This window comes from Methanomicrobiales archaeon, from assembly GCA_030019205.1.
Classification (GTDB): Archaea; Halobacteriota; Methanomicrobia; order Methanomicrobiales; family JACTUA01; genus JASEFH01.
The window spans coordinates 44,028-63,457 of the sequence record JASEFH010000015.1 but is presented as its reverse complement, the minus strand read 5'-3'; the positions used below and the strand labels follow the sequence as shown (position 1 = coordinate 63,457).

The following is a 19,430-nucleotide window of genomic DNA, read 5'->3' as shown; positions in this document are numbered from 1 at the left end:
AGTAGACTTTCGCGGAGCCGAACGCTTTCAACTCCACCTGGCCGTTCACCCGCAAGAGCTCCAGCTGGCGGGCAGCGGTATTGCGGCTGATCCCGGTTGTCTTGGCGATGTCGGCAATCGTCATCCCGCGGGAGCGGTACTTGAGGGCTTTGAGGATCCGGGCGGCGGTCTCCGGCTCGTGCTGCATGACAGGTATTCAACTTTATATACGATGATAAACTTTTGCAAAAGGGATTGCCCGATCCAGAACCGGAGATATCGTGCGGGACAGAGGGAGCCAGCGGTGCAACCGCTCTCTCCTGGACAGTTCCTGTTTCTTGTGGACCGGACCATGGTCCAGCCCGTCGCAACGGATGCGGTGGCGGAGATGAGCTGCATCCGTACGGAGATCTGCACGCTTCAGCCAGCCTCCGGGAGAACGGAAGACGACGAGGGCGGTCAATACAAGGCTGCACTGCATCGTGGGGTGGCAAGAAGAGGAGAATACGTGGAGCACAGTCATCTAATAGACACAAGAGCTGGCGCATTGCCTTCGCTGGGGAAAGGATATCCTGGATCTCCTCAAACCTGAATACGAAATTGAGCGGTCTCCGAAGGTATGCGAAGACCCAGAATATCGGCTCTGTAGAGAAGCTCTTCGGCGTATTTTTGCACATCTCCCGCGGATACCTCTCGACGATCGGAATGCTCCTTTCCTCCCCGCAGCCCCTGCAGGTCCGCCCCCTCCCCCTCGGAGATGGAGATGGCGCCATCGACCCATGCCGGACAGTGAATATCAGGTAGAAGCCTCTCTATCGCACGAAGGGGTGGGAGTGGCCCTTCCCCGGAGAATACGAGAGAGCGCGATGAGGAGCTCGACAGGAATAGTTCTCATGCAGGGCGGAAGAAGGTGGGGGTTCTCGAAAGGGATCCTGAATTGTTCTCAAAACGAATGCCCGAACAGTTCGCTGTGAAACGAGCATGCGAGAGATTTGAATTTCACAACGCTCCGCTATCCTTTTCGCTCAAGATCATCTATTCAGATGTCCATTCACCAGTATATCCATCTCGTGTACCCTGCAGTCTGACGGCTCGTTATCGTCATGCAGTCGCTTCACCCCCCTCGACCATCAGGTGGGCGATCCTGCCTTTGCGGTGTGCCTGGAGCAACTGCATCCTGATATCGATTGAACCGAGATTGAATCTCGAACACGTTCACCCCTGAAAGGAGTATGACAGGAATACCAGGGAACTGTTTTCAGTTGGCCCCGTTTCTTCCATGGATTTGCTCGGCTGAGAATTGCCAGGCAGCTGACAGGTTGAGTACATCGTTAACAATAATCCTGAAATCTTTAGTCCCTATGGAACAATTACCCGCTTCGATAATTGCCTATTGGGGAAGGGATATGAGGTGTAACGGGGCCATTACAATAAGCATAGACTATTACCCATTCTTCGGCTATCCCTGACTGTAACGACATCGATGGGAGCGTTGCCCGCAGGGGATTTCGCTTCCATCCTCTCCCATCCATTATACATCAGGCTGGAGTCGCAGGTCGGGAGGGGCCCGACACTCGACTTCACCTGACCGCTATCAGGCGACGTCGCAGACGATATATGGGGCATTGTTTCGCCTTGCCTACATCCCCGCCTCTCCATCCTGCGTCTCCGTACGCCACTTCCACAACCCCCATACGGACAGCAGCATGTAGACGAAGAAGAGGGCCGCCTGCGGGTAGTTACCCATCCTGTAATCGACCACCGTCCAGGTGGCGCTCGTGAACAGCCAGAGAAGAAATCCCCAGGCCTTCTTGTAGATGTTGGCAACCGTCCCGATCAGGGACGCCAGGGTTACCAGCCAGAGCCAATCGATCATCCACTCTCACCGCTCCCGTCAGATCAGCCCGCTTCTATTCTCCATTCACTCGACCGACGGTCTTCATCCAAGCACGGTCTTCCTGGGAGAAACGGATCCTCTGGCCATCTTCACGGTGTAGAGGGTACCCGTTTGTTTTTCTGCCATTCCGGCATCTTCGCCTTCTGATGCCTGTACATATTGGTACATCACATCCGTAGCATCCCGCACCCGTTCGCGCTACAGGATGTTCGCGATCCTTTCATGGTTCGGCCGCATCAGTGTGAGATGTTCGGCATCGATGGATTCTGACCATTCGAATCCTTATGGGCATCTGCGAACTTGACAGATCTACCCTCCTCGCAGGCGATATTGGGATGCCATTCTTCTTGCCAATAATCCTCCAATAATCCTTACAAGAGATGCGAGGGGAGGGATTTGAACCCGCGAACCCCTTCGGGAACGGATCTTGAGTCCGTCTCTGTTGGCCTGGCTTAGATACCCTCGCACAGGAGATAGAACACATGCCGTCATCCGGACACCGGTACCAGAGTGCCTCTCGCCCCTGGATCCCCGGCAACGGATGCGGTAGCTAATTATGTACTGCAGCATCAAGAATGTATTGGCCCGTTCGGCAGGGGCATATCGCCCTTTAAAAACGCGGGCTGCTGTCAGGGAGAGCCGGCGTTCTGGTGTCATGATTCATTTTTGCTCTCATGAGCCGAACCGGCGTGCTGCCGATCTCCGCGGTCACAGGAAGTCCGCGAGCCCCAGCTGCTGCTCCCTGGGGATGCCGAAGGTGGAGAGGATGGCCCGCTCCAGCAGGTCGATCCTCTGTTTGGTGTAGTTCGAAACGTTGTAGGTATCGCAGAGGCGGCGGGAGACCTCCAGGTACTTCTTCACCGAGGCCTCGTGGACCGTGGGGATGATGTTCCCTCCGCAGCGGATGCACTTGCCCGCCAGGGGCACGCGGCGGTACTTGCTGTTGCACTTGGTGCAGCGGACGGACTGGGCGGTGAAGGCCCGCAGGTTGCCGACGAGGTCGCGGAGGAAATGGGTGTGCAGAACCCGCTCCGCGACGTCGTCCACGTCCACGGCCCGGATCTTCTCCGCCAGCGCCAGTTCGGCGTCGAGCTTCTCCTGCATGGTGGTGAGCGTGGTGTAGGTGGACTCGAGCGGTCCCGCGGAGATGTCGCTCGTGTCGTGCGTGAAGAGGAACCCCTCGATGGCAGCCGGCGTGCCCAGGCGGCGTTCGACGCGGTCGATCTCCTTCTCCAGTTCGCGGGGATGGGTGTAGGTCAGCGCCGCCGTGTAGAGCTCCAGGGGGTAGCGGGCGCAGACGTCCACGTTGTGGCTCTCCTTGTCGATCTCGGAGGGGTCGATCCGGCTGGCAATCATCAGCGGGGCATCCATCGTGCCGCCGCGGTTCTCGGGGAGGTAGGAGCGGGAGAAGTTGATCAGGCAGTCAAGGAGGAGCATCACGCAGTCCTCGTCCCCGTCGCACTGCCCGCAGAAGATGCCGTTGGCGACCAGGGTGTGGTCTTTGTCCACCGTCACGCAGTAGACGGAAAGGTCGGCGGTGGGGACGATCTCCCTCTCCACGATGCGGTCCGAGATCACCCCGCCCCCGCTGAAGGCCGGGACGCTGTCGCCCGCCTTCACCTCCATCGCCATCGCCCTGCGGAGGTAGTTCACGTCCCAGACCAGCATCGTGTGGTCCGGGGTGACGACGAGCTCGTTACCCCGCGCCGTACGGAAGCGGATCAGGTCGCGAGGGGCCTTGTGGATGGAGACCGATGTGATGCGGCGCAGGTGCATGGTCCCCTGGGAGTCGACCGCCCGCACGTACATCAGGCGATGCGGCGGGGAGGCGTAGGTGCCCAGGCGGTCGAGTTCCGGGCGGCTTACATCGAAGTTCTCCAGGACCAGCTGGCGGATCGGCAGGTCGATCCACTGCTTGCCGTCGAAGACCGGGACCACCGTATCGCCGAAGAAGCAGTTGCGGCGCTTCGCCGCGTGGAAGAAGGGGTGGGCGTAGCCGACGTTCGCCCGCGAGAAGCCCACCAGCCGCGCGAGCACGCCGGCGCTGGTATGGGGGGCGAGCCCCACCAGGAGATGCCCGACGAGGTCGTCTCTCGTGCGGACGTTGTAGAAGGGCGGCAGACCGTATACCTTCTCCAGTAGCTCGTCCATGAACCGGGCGACCTTCACCAGGTACTCGGCGCACTTCTCGGAGATGAGGATGTCCTGGGTGCGGAGCTCGAGCACCTGCCGGTCGTCCACGAGCTCCTGCCCCTTGCAGTCCCGCTCGTAGCCGAGCTCCCGCAGCCTCTCCACGGTCACGCCCACCTCCGCCGGGCGGAAATGGGTGAGCGGGAGATCGATCATGTCGTAGCGGATGGTGCCGTCCTTGAAGACGAAGAGTTCACTCTTCGCCCGCAGGATCCCCTTCTCGATCGGCTCCACCGCCTTCTCGCGGGAGATCACGCCCCTGACACCCTTCAGGAGCGCGATATCCCCGTCCCGCATGCCGAGCCTCTCCAGCGCCGCGGCGTACTCCTCTTTCACGTTTATCTGAACCTTGCTGCCGCCTCTCTCTTTCTGCGCGCAGACCGTCGGCACACTGCAGCGGGGGCAGAGGGGCTGGCTCGTCTCCTGGCTGCAGCGGGTGCAGCGGAAGACCGGGAGCGTGTGGCCTCCGCAGTCGCAGCGGTTCTTGAAGGTCGTCTTTCCGCAGGCAGTACAGCGCCGTTCGCCCACCTCGATCTCGATCATCCCGTTGATCTCGGCGAATCCGGCGTCCTTGCGGGTGCGGATCTTCTTCGAGGACGCCTCCTGGAACGACCGGCGGGACCCCCCGGCATCTCCCAGCGGGAAGAGAGAGTGCGGCGGCGGACTCATCTCGCGGGGCTTGGACTTCCCCGGCCGCCCCATCCTCCCGCCGATCCGTGTGCCGGCCCGCGACCGCATCCGCAGGCCGGAGAGGTGCATCGCCAGGGCGAGACCGTCTCCCGGCGGCGCCTCGCCGGTGTCCCGCCGTGTGAGTTGCAGGGTGAGCCCCAGGCAGGCGAGGAGGACCAGGTGCTCCCGCAGCACGATCGTATCCCCCTGCACCGCATGCGGGACGAGCAGGTCCTCGAGCACCCGTTTCTGCTCCGGGTCCAACGGGAGGACGAGCGCCCCGTCGCGGATCGCTCCCCGCTGCGATACGAACTCGGACAGGCGGAGGATCGCCTCCGGCGCCACATCGTCCCAGAGGTAGGTATAGTCCGGGTGCAGGTATGCGCCGCCGAGGGCGAGCTCGATCGCCTCCAGCTCGTCGGCAGGATGCCCGGCACCCCCTTCCTGCTGCCACCACTCCTCGCAGTAGGCGGAGGGCACGAGGGGATGGTTGTTCTCCAGGAACTCCCCGTAGCTGATCAGGATCTCGCCCACGTCCAGGATCGACTCCACCTGATCGTAGAGCTCCTCGGCGAGGGCCGCGTGATCGATCCGCAGCACGCTGCCGCCCTTGAGCCGCACTGTCGGCCCCTGGATCGAGTCCACCGGGACGATGCCGGCCGCCTTCCCCGGCCGCTCCACCTTCATCTGGGTTCCCACGGCGAGGAACCGCCCCAGGAGGATCATCGTGGCGGGGTTCAGCCCCGCGGCCGCGAAACCGCTGTTGCGGGAGCGTCCGTAGCGGAGGCGGAATCCGCCCCTGCGCATGGGGTGGGCGAAGACCGGGCGTCCGCCGATGAGATCGCGGAGGTACTTGTCACGGGGCTTGATGCCGCCGCCCTCGTCGCCGCCCTTCTTACCGGCGCCCGCCAGCCTGTCCAGCCAGTCCCAGCCGTCCATGTTCAGCTTCCTTGTGTACTTCTGCACCTTGGGGGCCTTGAGAGCGAGCCCTTCGGCCAGGACGAGCGCCATGCCTCCCCGGATCGCATTGGTCTCGACCCGGGGCAGGTTGCGGTAGCCGCTCACCTCCTCGTCCTCCGTGGCCTCGCCGTCGATGCAGACCGGGCAGTTGTTGACGATGAGACGGATCTCGTCGTCGTTCGGCATGTACTGGAGGCTCTGACGGGAATTGTACTGACGGATCTCCTCGATGTAGCGCTCCACCTCGTCCGGGTGAGGCTTGTAGCGGTCGATCCCGATGGCGCGGCGGACGTAGTCGCCCACCAGCACCGAGAGCGCCTGGGCAGTCCCGCCGGCGCTTCTGATCGGCCCGGCGTAGTAGATCTTCAGGTACTCCGAACCGTCGTCGTTCTTGCCGATGCCCACCTTGGCGATCCCCTCGGTGGGCGCCGCGACCACACCTTCTGTCAGAAGCGCCATCGCGGTGCGGATGGCGTGCTCCAGGATCTCCTCCCGGCTCCGCTCCCCGTACTTCCGCTGGATGAAGTCGTCGCTCGCGGCGAGCGCCACCTCCTCGCGGGAGAGCCCCTGCCGTTCGCGCTGGCGGATGCTCTCTGCCACGCCCGGGATGCCCAGCAGCGCCTCCACCCGGTCCGCGATATCGTTGGCGACGGGCACCTCGACCTCCGTCCGGGGATCGAGTCCGCGGGTGCGGGCCTCCTTTGCCACGGCAATGGCGGCGTTCAGGGCAGACTCCAGCCTCTCGAAGTACATGCGGGCAGCGGGTGAGACCTCCATACGGATCACAATGGTCATGGCGGGATTTGTGCCTGCTGGTTCGAGGCAGCGCGGACGATGCCATGCAGCCGGTTTGACTGAAGTGGGGATGGCAGAGGGAGGGGATAAGAGTTGCGGGGGGTGACAGGTGCATGCCGAATTCCGGCTCGAATCTAACGGCGAGGGGGATGCATCCCGGCGGATGGCACCAGGGAGGGGGAGAAGCTCCCCATCCTGTTGCCGAGCTCGTCCCGCGCACAGGAGACGAGGGGAACGGATCGCCGCATCGCAGGAGAGACCGTGGCGCAACCTGCGCTGGGGATGGCACTGCCCCCATGGCATCTTCTCTCATGGGACGACACGGGCAAGGTGATGAATATAAAGCTCATCCCCTTCTCCCTACGATTGCGATCGCATCGCCAGCGGGAGCGGATGCTGGATGGGCGGAAGGACAGGTGGGACCGTTGCCGGCCGACACGGAGATGGGATTTGTTCATTTATCGTTGGACACAGGATAGTCACTTCCCTGCCGGAATATGACGTACCAGCAGGGGTGGGGGAACGGGGATTGCGCCCCCTCCGATGCGGTAGATCGGGCAGTGGTCGATGGATCGATCAACGAATCTGCAGTCCTCCAGAATAGAGCACATTCCGTTCCAACCGTGGTCGTGCCCCGCAGGAGCCGGATCAGGAGACCCTGATAGTCTGTCCTGCCGCGGGATTGGAACAATTCCGCGGGTGACCCCCTCGGTGTATCATGCGATGCTATCGCCATCGCATACGGCACGGGAATCTGCATTCCCGGAGGTGAAATTCCCCCTCTGGCGGCGATGGTGCGGGGACGTCTGCCTGTCGGAAGCGATCGAATCGCGATGGAGGGGCGGGATGCAGGAAACGGGGCCGGGTCCCCTGCGACGCTGACCTCGGGTATCGCTCTCCGGATCGGAGGGGCTTGCTGCCCGTCGGGCAGCAGGCATAAAATGGCATTCTCGAGAGGCCTTACGCGGGCGGCGCTCGCCTAGCCGCCTCTCCTCTCCTCCTGCCGCCGGCTGAAGTCCATGCTGTACAGGGACTCGAGCGCCCTCTGTCCGGCATCGTCGATCCGCATCAGGATCAGCTCCAGGATCCTCTGCACTTCGGGATCGCTCTCCTTGATCATCTCGATGATCGGCTCCACTGCCGGCTCGCCCATGGTGATGAGGGCTGTACTGGCGAACCGCCGCACCTCCCTGTCGGGGGAGGTGAGCGCACCGACCAGGGGCGGGACCGCTACCCGCCCGATAGTGGCCAGGGAAGCGGCGGCATACCTGCGCACCGTGACATCTCTCTCGGCTGACAGCACATCCATGAGAGGCTTCACCGCGGGCTCCCCGATGCGGGCCAGCGCGCGGGCGAGGTACCAGAGAACCTCCCGGTTCCGCTCGCGCCTGAGCGCCTCGATGAGAGGCGGGATCGCCGCCGCTCCCAGCTCGGCGAGCCTCCGCTCGGAGGTCCTCCGCACGTCCAGGTCGTCCCTCTGCAACGCGTCGATCAGCTCCTGCGGGTCCGGGCTTGCCGCGAGGTCAACGGCAGTGGGGCGTGGCCTCTCCTTCATCTCGTTCATCCTCCGATCTGTAACCGCGCAATCATTTATAATCCCCGGTTCTGCCCGTGAGATCCGGCTCCTGCGGCCCTGAAGCGGCGGGATTCGGGGAGTTGCGGAACCAGACCACCCGCTGCGGGAACGGGATCTCGATTCCGTTTGCATCCAGCGCGAACTTGATTCTCTGGAGCATCTCTTTGCGGACCCCGAAGAACACCCGGGTCGGTGCCCAGAACCGCACCACGATCTCCACGGAGCTGTCCCCGAGTTTCTGGACGAAGACGTCCGGCGATGGGCGCTTCAGCACCAGCGGATACTCCTCCAGAACGCCTGCAATCACCTGCACTGCCCTCTGGATGTCGCTGGCGTAGCTGATCCTGACAGTGTACTCGATCCGCCGCGCAGGATTCGCCACAAGGTTGGTGATATTCGAGGTGAAGACCTTCTCGTTCGGCATCCGCACGTTAACGCCGTCGTAGGTGCGCACGATGGTGGAGAGGAAACGGATATCCTCGACCGTCCCCTGTACATCCCCGATCCCGATCTCGTCCCCGATCACGATCGGGTGCTCCACGAGGAGGAAGATGCCCGAGACCAGGTTGCCGACCACGCTCTGGCTGGCAAAACCGATGACCAGACCGACGATACCCCCGGCGACCAGCAGCCCCGAGAGCTCGATATTGAGGGCGGGGAGTGCGACAATCACGGCAAGGACGAGGATGCCGTAGTAGATCGCCCGGAGGAGGATATCCAGCTCAGCCTTTCGCAGCCGGGGGCTCAACGCCCGCCGCAGGTTCAGCGTGATGATCCGGGAGACGATCAGTGCGGCGACGATGATCGCGGCCACATACAGGACATCCCCGACGGTGATATCGCCGTACACAACGGCATCCAGGATCATTTCAGGCCCCACTCCATCAGGAACTTGTCCTTCTCCATGCCGGGGATCCGCTCCATGCCGGGCAGCATGGTCCGCTCGCGGTAGAGCTCGATCCCCTTGGTCATGCCGGGACAGAGCGGACGGTCGAGAGAAACCGTCTCCGCGACAAGTCTCGAGAGAATCGTCATCCTTGCGACCATGGAGACGAACCGACCGTCGTAGTAGAGCCGGATACCGAAGGCGGTGAAGACCGCACAGGCTACTTCCGCCCAGGTCTCCGCCTCGTTGGAGACGTGCAGCTCCAGCACGCCTTCACGGAGCGGATCGGCCTTGGGCACCTCCGTATGGATCCGGCTCGCATGCCAGCGGCAGATGACACCCGATCTCGGCGAACCGTAGAGGGTGTACTTGGCCCGTTCGTAGGAGAAGACATCGATCACCTCATGGGAGTCCCGGGTTGCCAGGAAGACCCCGATCTCCAGGGGGAACGTGAGGTATACAGTCTGCGACTCCTTCGGACCGATGATCAGCGGAGGAAACTCGATCTGAAGATATTTCGCTACCTCTGTAGGGAGGTTGACGGGTTCGACGGGGCTGATAATCACGCTCCCCGAGAGCGAGGCGAGCAGTTTCTCCACCTGACCCTCGCGGGACTCCCGTCTGTAGCGGATCACGCCGCCATCCCGCTCGATCTTCAGCTTCAGGACGCCGCTCTCATGGGAAAATGTGGAGTTGTAGACCCCGAACACGTACACCGGTGGGCATCGGAACGGAATAAAACTACGTATACGAACTCCTGCGGATAAAATCGCAGAAACGGTGAGGAGATCGCTCGTTCACGGCCGCCCACGGATGAGGCACGGGGCGATGGCGGGGACCGATCAGGAGATCCTGCGGCTCCTCTTGATGCCGATCAGGGCATTGCGGGCTGCCCGCTGGAGCTCGCTGTCCTCCTCGGTGAGGGCGAACAGGAGCGCCTCGATCGCCCTGCGGTTCTCCATCTCGGCGAGCGCCCGGAACGCCTCCTCCCGTGTCGCAGCATCGGTCTCTTTCAGAGCCTGGATCAGGCGATCCACGGCCGGATCCCCGATCTGCACGAGCGACCGCACCGCCTCCCTGCGGATGTCCCCCGGCGCACTTCTCAACAGTCCGATGAGGGGCGCAACAGCCGGTTCACCGATCTCCCCGAAGGCGCGGACCGCTGCGTCCCGCACATCGGGATCCGCATCCCCCAGAGCGGCGAGAAGGGCCTCGACGGCTGCCGGATCGCCGATCTTCCCCAGGCCGAGCGCCGCCCCGCAACGCTCCAGCTTCCCTCCCCTCGCGAGGAGGTGGATCAGCACCTGTTCGGACGGGCCGCCGATCCGCCCGAGGGCGTCGGCGGCCCGTGTGCGCACATACCTGTCCTCGTCGTCCAGCAGATCCGCAAGGGGGGCGATCGCCCGCGGATCTCCGATATCCCCCAGGGCGACGGCCGCCTTCCACCGCACATCGACGTCGCCGCCCCTCAGGGCGATCAGGAGAGGATCCACCGCCGGGGCTCCGAGTTTTCCCAGGGCTTCAGCCGCCTTCCAGCGGACCCCCGGATCGGGATCGTCCAGGGCTTCGGCAAGGAGGTTCACGGCCTGCGGATCACCCAGCTCCCCCAGCCGTTCCGCAGCCGTATTGCGGATGTCGGGGTTGCTGCTCTTCAGCCCGCGAACCAGGTCGGCATGACTCCGCTCCCTGCGCAGGGAGCGGATCCGTGCTGTGATCTCAGGGTGGTTGCGGACATCTCCCTCCTCGCCGCTTCGGATCGCCGCTGATTGGCGGAACTTCAGCGTTTTGTCGACGACCGTTCGAATCAGGGTGTTCTGCTCCTCTGCCATGTTCTCTGCCAGATACCCGACCACGAAGGCTACGGCAATGAACATGGCCGGGCGAATGAGCACGTCCGAGCTGATGGCGCCGTTGGTCAGGTATTCGATCAGGATGTGGATGGAGCCCAGGGCGATGGCGAGGTAGACCGCCCTGCGGTAATACCAGAGCCCCGCCAGCACCAAGACCACGTAGAAGAAGTGCGTGAAGATGATGTTGATACCCAGGCCGTAGTGCACGAAGACCTCGAGGAGTAGTGAGACGGCAATCGCCAGGACAAGAATGGGGATTTTGTACGCGCTGAGATCGGCCATGCTATCGGTATTCATCATCCGTTGTCCCGAAGCATTATTGTATGCATGGTCTCCGCACGGCGGCGAACCGGCGCCGGGGGGTAGAGAGGGATTGACCGGACCGGGGGTACCCGGCGGGAATCCAACACCTTATCGCCCTGCGAAACCTATTGCCCTGTGGAGGGGATTCATGGGGCCCGCACGGCAGGAGACGGCATGAACAGCCGCAGGGAAGAGAAGTACTGCGAGGCCGGGGCGGGGCCGGCCGATCGGAGCGCGGAACCCTCCCTCCGCGCTGTCGCATGGCATGCGCTGGGGGATACGGAGGTGCTGCAGCGTCTCCAGACGCAGCGAAGCGGGCTGACGGCGGAGGAGGCGGAAAGACGGCTCGAACGATACGGTAAAAACGAGTTCGTCCGTGAGAAGAGGGAGACGAAACTCCAGATCTTCGTCCGCCAGTTCAAGAGCGTGCTGATCCTCATCCTTCTCATCGCCGTTGCCATCTCCCTGCTCGTCGGCGAGGTGATCGATGCGGCGGCAATCCTGGGGATCGTCCTGCTGAACGCGGTTCTGGGGTTCACACAGGAGTGGCGGGCCGGACAGGCCATCGAGTCGCTGCGGCAGATGCTCACCCTGCGTGCGGTCGTGATCCGCGACGGCCAGGAGCAGGAGGTCGATGCGACCACGATCGTGCCGGGGGATATCGTGGCGCTGGAGCTGGGGCGGAAGGTACCGGCGGACCTCTATCTCCTGGAAGCGACCACGCTGCAGATCGACGAGGCCTCTCTCACCGGGGAGTCCGCACCCGTGGACAAGATCCCGCAGGTCCTTGAACCGGACCTGAACCTCGCGGAGCGGGCCAACATGGCATTCATGGGCACCACGGTCTCCAACGGGAGAGGACTGGGCGTCGCGGTCAGTACGGGCATGGCGACGGAGTTCGGGAAGATCGCCCACCTCTCGCAGGCGACCGCCGACGAGGCCACGCCCCTCGTGCGGAGGATCGACCGCCTGGGACGCAATATGGGGGAGCTCTCTCTTGCCGTGGCATCCCTGGTGATCGCGCTCGGGATTCTGCAGCAGCGGGAGCTGCTGGAGATGTTCCTGATCGGCATCTCCCTGGCGGTGGCGGTCATCCCGGAGGGGCTGCCGGCCGTCGTGACCCTGACACTGGCTCTGGGAGTGCAGGCGATGCGGCAGAGGAACGTCCTGATCCGCCGCCTGGCCGCATCCGAGACGCTCGGATCGGTCTCGGTCATCGCCACCGACAAGACGGGAACGCTGACCCGCAACGAGATGACGGTCACGCGGATCTACATCCCGGGGCAGGAGTTCCAGGTCAGCGGGGTGGGTTACCGCCCCGTGGGGGAGTTCATGCAGGACGGGCAGACCGTCGATCCCCGATCCTCGGAGGGGCTCACAGCGCTCCTCCGCGCGGTATACCTCAACAGCCATGCCACCCTCACGCAGGATCCGCCGGGCATTCTCGGTTCCCCGACGGAGGGGGCGCTGGTGGTCGCCGCCCATAAGGCACAGCTCCCGATCCTGGAATCCCCGCCTCCCCGCGTCGTTTGGGAGTTCTCGTTCAACTCCCTCCGCAAGCGGATGACCACGGTCTACGACGAAGGAGACCGGATCAACGCCTACATGAAGGGCGCCCCCGAGGTCATCCTCCCGCTCTGCAGCCGGTACCGGGAGGATGGGGCCGTGCAGGATCTGGACGGCGCCGCCCGCGAGAGGTTCCGCAGCGCCTATGAGCGGTTCGCCGCTCTCGGGCTCCGCGTGCTGGCCGTCGGCTGCCGGACGCTTCCTGCCGGGATCGAGATGGAGGAGGGGGCTGTCGAGCGCGAGATGGTATTTCTGGGGCTCTTTGGCATCCTCGATCCCGCCCGTCCGGAGGTGCGGGAGGCGCTCGATACGGCGCGAAGGGCCGGCATCGACGTGATCATGATCACCGGGGACTCCCCCGCGACGGCCAAAGCGGTGGCAGACGCCATCGGCCTGGAGAGCCGGGGCGCGGTTCGAGGTTCGGAGATCGACCGGATGGACGACCGGGAGCTGGCGGAGACGCTGAAGAGTGTGAAGATCCTGGCCCGGGTCTCCGCGGAGCACAAACTCCGCGTGATGGAGGCGCTCTCCCGGCAGGGCGCGGTCGTCGCCATGACCGGGGATGGCGTGAACGATGCCCCCGCGCTGAAACGGGCGCACGTGGGCATCGCCATGGGTATCAAGGGCACCGATGTCGCCAAAGAGAGCAGCGACACGGTGCTCGTGGACGACAACTTTGCCAGCATCGTCTCCGGCGTGGAGGAGGGGCGCCGGGAGTACGACAATATCTCCAAGTTCACCCGCTACCTGCTCTCGTCCAACATCGGCGAGATCGTCGCCATCAGCGGGGCGCTCCTGCTGAACCTCCCCCTGATCCTCCTGCCCGTGCAGATCCTCTGGGTGAATCTGGTGACCGATGGGGTTACGGCGCTGGCGCTCGGCTTGGAGCCGGCGGAGCGGGACATCATGGCCCAGCCGCCGAGGGACCCGAACGAACCCATCCTCTCCCGGCGGGCCCTCCTGCTCATCCTGCTGATCGGGCTCTGGATGGGCGGGGTGATGATCTACCTCTTCAGCCAGAGGCTGCCGATGGATCTGGAGCAGGCCCGCACACTGGCATTCAGCGGCATCGTCGTCTTCGAGATGGTGAATATCCTGAACTTCCGTTCGTTCCGCACGCCCCTCCTTCAGACCGGTATCCTGACCAACCGCTGGCTGGTGCTTGCGCTGATCGCCACCCTGATCCTCCAGGCGCTGGCGGTCTACAACCCGCTGCTGCAGACCGCCCTCGGCACCACTGCCCTGGCGCTCTCCGACTGGCTGGTGCTGTTCCTCCTCGGGCTCCCCCTGCTGATCGTCGGGGAGGCATACAAGACGATCCGGTACTACCGGGGCAGCCGTGCAGCCGCGGCAGGATAGGGGCCAACCCCGATCGGATGTGATGCCCACACCATGCCTCTGCTGCCATCGTTCCATGCGATCCAGCCTGCCGCCGCTGCACTTCCTCCTTCGTTCAACGGCCTGCACAGGGATGCCGTCCCGTTCTGCACTCGCGTCTACCCTGGTGGCGAGGGAACGAGTGGAATTCTCAAGCCAGGTTGCTGCAGGGATAAAAGAATCGAGGCCTGGCCGGGCACGCGGGGGAGATCCCGTGCATCGGGTACCTGAGGATAAAGCGCCGTGAATTGGAAACTGCCTGCCCTCTATCGCATACTTTGAATTAGGATCAACGAGAAAATACATGGAAGGGTCTCATGTTTGAGAAGGTACTGTTTGCCACGGACTTTTCCGAGTACGCCCGCAAAACCCTGGACTGTCTGAGCGATATTCCCGGGGTGCGTGAGGTAATCCTCCTGCACGTCGTCGATGCCACATACCCCTCCAAGCGTGGCTGGACCCATGGGCCGGCGATTGCCAGTGCCCGGATCGAGCTCGAAGAGCAGAAGCAGCGGCTCGAAGGCCATGGGATCCGGACCAGGGCAAAAGTGGAGGTCATCACTGCTGGTGATGTCGCTGGAGCGATCCTGAAGACGGCCGAAGAAGAGCATGTCACCCTGATCTTCATGGGTGCCCGGGGGCGGGGCATCGTCCAGGGGATTCTTCTGGGAAGCGTCTCGCGGTCTGTGCTGCGGTATGCCAGACAGCACGTGCTGATCATGCGCCACCGCGTGGCGGAGGAGATGGGCGATTCCCGGTACGAGAAGTTCTGCCAGTCCATACTCAGTAAGCTCCTCTACCCAACGGACTTTTCGGAGCCTGCGCAGAAGACGGCATCCCTGCTCAAGGGTATGCAGGGGGTGGAGAAGGTGGTGCTTGCGCATGTCGTCACACAGGGGGAGACGCAGGAGGAGATTCAGGAGTATGTCCATGCTGCAGAGCAGAAACTGGATGAGGCCCGAAAATCCTTCGATACAGCGGGCATCGGAACGGACATCCGGGTTCGGCTGGGCAGCCCCTCGGACGAGATCATCCGCCTTGCCGAGGAGGAGGATGTGTCGCTCATCGTGATGAGCCGGCATGGTCAGGGCTGGCTGCGGGAGCTGGTGCTGGGCAGCACGACCTACCTGGTGGCAAAACGCACAAAAAGGCCGATCCTGGTTGTCCACCAGGATTGAACCGCCCGCCTCGGGCGGGGGAATTCTCCCAGCAAGCACCTGCAGGATGGGCGGAGGTCCGTTGCGTGATTGGAGCGCATCCTGCTCGGAATCCGATGGCGGAGTGTGCCTTGAACGGCTCCTTGGGAGGGATCGCGGCAAAGGCTCTGTTGATAGCGAATACGGCGCCATCCTCCCCCAGTGCGACAGGTCTGAAAGGCCTGCCCATCACGGGGATTCTTCGCGCCGCCCTTCGGTGCCAGGGTTTCCCGCAAACCACAGTTTCGGGCAGGGTGCGGCCTCTCGGGCTGCGGGGAGGGGCAAACCGCCATTCCTTCCGTTGCACGAGAGCTTGGTCCGGGATGGAATCCCGGAACATCGGAGGCTCCCGCTCCTGTCTGCCGCCCGGGTCAGGCCGGAAGAAAGATCGCGCCCAAGCGGACCGGAATCGCCATCAGCTCCACCCCAACCCGCTCCCGGCGGGCGATCCGCGATTCTCCGGCGGCGACGTGGTGGGGATGTTGCCCTCGATCGGCGTTTGCCGCCGGCGACCGGGAGTCCCCTGAAGGCACCCCGATACTGCGCCACCGTCATCGCAGGCCGCGGGCTCCCCCCATCTCCGCCACCGCCAAGGGTGGCGCTGTCCGGAATGGGGGGAGACCGTGTTGGCCCGGGGGATCGCGGCGGAGGGGGATCTGGGCGATGTATCGGCGTGCACCTCCTTCCCGAGCGACACTACGGGGGCAGGAGAATGAGGCGGAGCACGCCGGTCTCCGGGAGATTGAAGGCCACGATGGTGGACGGGTCGTCGGTGAGATCGGCACCGCCCCCGCGCCCGGTCGAGAAGCAGGCGGCATATCGGCTGTCACCTGACCCTCCCGCCGCCGGGCCCCTATCCCCTCGACGGGACGATTCTAGATACGTATCGTGACGATCCAGCTCGATACGCCTAGATGTCAGCGATCCGCAGCAGGTCGACCAAGACTTCGGGAGCGATCGCCCCGCTCCATTCCGCCTCCACGCCGGGGTCCCGCCGAACCCCGGGGTCTCCCGGGACGAAGCGTCTGTTCGGGAAGAGAACCGCCTCCCGGTTCCGCCCGATGATTCGGCTCCGGGGCGGGCCGATCGGAACGGTGAGGAAGATGGGTGGAGCCCCGGGGCCACCCGCAAGATCCGCGGCCGTCTCGCTCCCGAGCAGGACGAGGATACCCGGCAACGGACAAAGAGAGTCAGCCCGTATACCCGCCCGCGTATACCCGCGGGGATCAGGTGGTTGCCGCCTCCACGCACTCCTCCAGGGTGCCGAGGCGCGCGACCGCACCGCACATGTCGGGCACGTAGGCGAGGGCCTTGCCGCTGTTTACCATGATGGCGGCATACCTCTCCAACCCCGGCGAGACCACCATGCAGGTGTCGGCGTACACCCGCGCCCCCGTCCGCTCGATCGCCATAACCGCCTCCGGGTTGGCCTGGATGACGCCCCGGGAGGAGAAGACGAAGAAGGGCTTTTTAACCTGCCTGCCACTGAGAAGGCGGGCGACCGCCTGCAGCTCCTCCGCCGAGCAGTGGGGGCAGCCGACGGCCACCGCATCCACCTCGATCTCCGCATAGAGCGCGGCAAGCTCGTCGGTATCGACGGTGAGGGCATCGAGCCCATCCGGCGCGTAGCGGAACACCCGGGCCTCGGGCGTGATCCGGTCCACGTGGAAGAGGGCGACCGCACCCGTTGCCGCCATCGCGGCCCCGAGCGCCTTCAGCTGGTCCCGGGTGGGGCGGATGCCGAGAAAGAGGGGGATCCTGTTTCCGACCTTCCTGCCGACGACGTAGCCGAGGGCCCCGTACTGCTCCGGCCGGATCTCCAGGCGCGTGAGATCGACGACCACCTGCGGCCTCCGGTTCTCCACGATATGAAGCCCGTAGAAGGGCGTCTTTCCCACGATTGCCGCGGCCAGGGCGCCCGGACCGCCCTCGCGGTTCGTGCGGGCTCCGATGACGGAGTTTGCATAGGCGACGGCCGAAGACTCCGCCCACGCGAGGTGGTCGCCGTACCGCATCTCCTGGAGGTAATAGGGGGTGCAGGTGCACGCGAGCTTCACGCCAAGATTCCGATAGGCTTCCAGGACGTCGTTCTGACGGGAGGCGAACGCCTCGCTGATCCCGAGCTCCTGCCACTGCTCACGCGGCATGCCGATCGGGTTGAGCACGGTCGGCACCACCACCCGGGCGTCGAGGCTCTGCAGCCACTTCAGGCCCCACTCTCCGATGGTCTTGTAGGAGGCGCCGCTCACCTGCGCGCTCCTGATGGGGATCAGTCTCTCTGCACCGTAGACCGTGCCGAGCGCGACCAGAATCTCCATCATCTGGCGGCGGGTCTCCCCGTACTCGCCCTCCAGGATCTTCTCCTCCTCCGCATCCAGGAACACCTTTCACCACCCCGCGCGCCGGAATTCCGCCTCTTCGCCCAGCACCATGGTGGCGTCCACGCCGACCTTCACGTTGGTGCCGTCCGCTGCCCGCCGCGGATCCAGGGAGGACCCCCGAACGCCCGTGATGACCATGATATCCGCGTCACCCCTGACCCGCGTGGCGATGGCGTACTCCACCTCGTGGGGATCGAGGGGATCGATATCCGTGTCCACCACCACGACATGCTTGAGGGAAGTGTGGGCGGCGAACGCCGCCATGATCGCGTTCTTCGCATCCCCTTCCGTGCTCTTCTCGATCTGGATCACCGCGTGGAAGTAGCCACACCCCCCTTTGGTTAGGGCGACGTTCCGCACCCGGGTCACGCCCGCAACCGCGCGGTAGATTCGGGGCTCGTAGGGCACGCCCATCAGGATCCTGTGCTCGTCGCCTCCTGGCAGGATTCCATGGTAGATGGGATCCGGCTTGGCGTGCATGCCCGTGAACTCGATGACCGGCTGGATCCGCTGGGAATCGTACGTACCGGTGATGTCGACGAACGGACCCTCCGGGGCGGTCATCCGCCCGATATACCCCTCGAGCACGATCTCCGCGTCCGGGACGAGGACGCCGTTGGCGCATCTCCGCACCCCGATCTCGCCGCCGAGGAGTTCGGCGGCGAACTGCAGCTCCTTCCCCTCCGGCACCCGCGTGCAGCTCGCAAATGTGACCGCCGGATGTGCCCCGATGGCGACCGCGATCGGCAGGGGCTCTCCGGAGGCGAGCGCCGCCTGGTGCATCAGGTGGGTGTGCCGCCCTTCCACCAGCCGCGCCGCCGCGTGCCGCCCGTCCAGCACCAGCATGCGGTGAATGGATGCATTCTGCACGCCGTTCCAGCGTGCGAAGACGATCCCTCCCGTGATGTACCGTCCGGCATCCCCGGGGTAGTGGCGCATTACGGGAAAGCGGGAGAGATCGGGCTCTTCCATCGCGATCCGCCCCTCTTCCACGACCATCCCCGCGTACTCTGCTGCGGCGAGGCGGGGAACGAGCTCCGACTCCGCGATACCGAGCGCCTCTGCGAGCGAGTGCCGGTTCGCGGTCAGGTTCATGACGGCCCGGGATCCGTCGATGTCGTGGAAGAACACGATCCTGTCCGTCCGGCTGGCGATCTTCGGGGCCTCGTACGCGGAGGAGCACGGGCCGTCGATCTCCGTGACGCACCCCTTCCGCCGCATCTTCTCGATAAACTCACGCATCGTATCCTCTCCACCGCGCCATCAGTGCGTGCTCCACGCCGAGGTGATCGAGGACGCGCCCCACCACCATGTCCACCAGATCGTCGATGGTCCTGGGATGGTGGTAGAAACCCGGACTCGCCACCATCACCGTCGCCCCGCTCTCGTCGGCAAGCAGCATATTCCGCAGGTGGACACGGGAGAGCGGCATCTCGCGCATCAGCAGGACCAGTCCCCTCCGCTCCTTCAGGGCGACGTCCGCCGCCCTCCCGATCAGGGTGTTCGCCATGCCGTGGCTGACGGCGGCGAGCGTCTTGGCGCTGCAGGGGACGATGGCCATCCGCTCGAAGCGGTACGATCCGCTGGCGATGGGTGCAGCCAGGTCGCGGTTGTCGTAGTATGCCGCATCGAACCCGTCCAGGTTCACCCCTTCGTGGGACGCGAGCTCGCGTGCGGTTTCCGATACGATGATGTGGACGCGGTGGGAGCGGCAGAGGACCTCCAGCAGACGCCGGGCATAGATGCTTCCGCTCGCTCCCGTCACCCCGATGACGAACTCTCTCTCCATGCCTTCTCCAGTACTC

General features: G+C 64.2%; 13 protein-coding genes and 1 tRNA gene. 2 read left to right on the top strand and 12 right to left on the bottom strand.

Going from position 1 to position 19,430, the window contains the following annotated elements:
* From QMC96_09115 to QMC96_09080, 8 genes are all read right to left on the bottom strand, one after another.
* The coding region (locus tag QMC96_09115; GenBank protein ID MDI6876914.1) for a winged helix-turn-helix domain-containing protein at positions 1-187 on the bottom strand (187 nt) is incomplete at its 3' end.
* 1,431 nt (positions 188-1,618) lie between these two features.
* The gene (locus tag QMC96_09110; GenBank protein MDI6876913.1) at positions 1,619-1,855 is read right to left on the bottom strand and encodes a nicotinamide mononucleotide transporter; all 237 of its coding nucleotides are present in this window, start codon (positions 1,853-1,855) and stop codon (positions 1,619-1,621) included.
* A 402-nt stretch (positions 1,856-2,257) separates the two neighbouring features.
* Positions 2,258-2,342, bottom strand: a tRNA-Leu gene (locus QMC96_09105).
* Positions 2,343-2,584: 242 nt separating this feature from the next.
* The gene (locus QMC96_09100; GenBank protein ID MDI6876912.1) at positions 2,585-6,472 is read right to left on the bottom strand and encodes a DNA-directed DNA polymerase II large subunit; all 3,888 of its coding nucleotides are present in this window, start codon (positions 6,470-6,472) and stop codon (positions 2,585-2,587) included.
* Between the two features lie 997 nt (positions 6,473-7,469).
* Entirely contained in the window at positions 7,470-8,054 is a 585-nt protein-coding gene (locus QMC96_09095; protein ID MDI6876911.1) for a HEAT repeat domain-containing protein, read from the bottom strand.
* 22 nt (positions 8,055-8,076) lie between these two features.
* Positions 8,077-8,934 carry a mechanosensitive ion channel family protein gene (locus QMC96_09090; GenBank protein MDI6876910.1) on the bottom strand — a complete coding sequence of 286 codons (858 nt, stop codon included), beginning with the start codon at positions 8,932-8,934 and terminating at the stop codon, positions 8,077-8,079.
* Positions 8,931-9,662, bottom strand: coding sequence for a DUF432 domain-containing protein (locus QMC96_09085; protein MDI6876909.1), 732 nt, complete (start codon positions 9,660-9,662; stop codon positions 8,931-8,933). The genes QMC96_09090 and QMC96_09085 overlap by 4 nt, the downstream gene beginning before the upstream one ends.
* A 132-nt stretch (positions 9,663-9,794) precedes the next feature.
* Positions 9,795-11,102: a HEAT repeat domain-containing protein gene (locus QMC96_09080; GenBank protein MDI6876908.1), complete on the bottom strand. Its 1,308-nt coding sequence runs from the start codon at positions 11,100-11,102 to the stop codon at positions 9,795-9,797.
* A gap of 177 nt (positions 11,103-11,279) precedes the next feature.
* On the opposite strand from QMC96_09080, the gene QMC96_09075 reads away from it, so the two are divergent.
* Together QMC96_09075 and QMC96_09070 are read left to right on the top strand one after the other, a co-directional pair.
* On the top strand, positions 11,280-14,030 hold the full coding sequence (locus QMC96_09075; GenBank protein ID MDI6876907.1) for an HAD-IC family P-type ATPase: 2,751 nt from the start codon (positions 11,280-11,282) through the stop codon (positions 14,028-14,030).
* Positions 14,031-14,365: 335 nt separating this feature from the next.
* A complete protein-coding gene (locus tag QMC96_09070) occupies positions 14,366-15,226 on the top strand; it encodes a universal stress protein (GenBank protein MDI6876906.1) in 861 nt (286 codons plus the stop codon).
* A gap of 928 nt (positions 15,227-16,154) precedes the next feature.
* On the opposite strand, the gene QMC96_09065 is transcribed toward QMC96_09070, so the two are convergent.
* The 4 genes from QMC96_09065 to QMC96_09050 are packed head-to-tail and all read right to left on the bottom strand — an operon-like array spanning position 16,155 to position 19,414.
* A complete protein-coding gene (locus QMC96_09065; GenBank protein ID MDI6876905.1) occupies positions 16,155-16,421 on the bottom strand; it encodes a hypothetical protein in 267 nt (88 codons plus the stop codon).
* Between the two features lie 49 nt (positions 16,422-16,470).
* The gene (locus QMC96_09060; GenBank protein ID MDI6876904.1) at positions 16,471-17,628 is read right to left on the bottom strand and encodes an aconitase X catalytic domain-containing protein; all 1,158 of its coding nucleotides are present in this window, start codon (positions 17,626-17,628) and stop codon (positions 16,471-16,473) included.
* 3 nt (positions 17,629-17,631) lie between these two features.
* Positions 17,632-18,867 carry a UbiD family decarboxylase gene (locus QMC96_09055; GenBank protein ID MDI6876903.1) on the bottom strand — a complete coding sequence of 412 codons (1,236 nt, stop codon included), beginning with the start codon at positions 18,865-18,867 and terminating at the stop codon, positions 17,632-17,634.
* Complete coding sequence (locus QMC96_09050) at positions 18,860-19,414, bottom strand: UbiX family flavin prenyltransferase (GenBank protein ID MDI6876902.1); 555 nt, start codon at positions 19,412-19,414, stop codon at positions 18,860-18,862. The genes QMC96_09055 and QMC96_09050 overlap by 8 nt, the downstream gene beginning before the upstream one ends.
* Between the last annotated feature and the right edge of the window lie 16 nt (positions 19,415-19,430).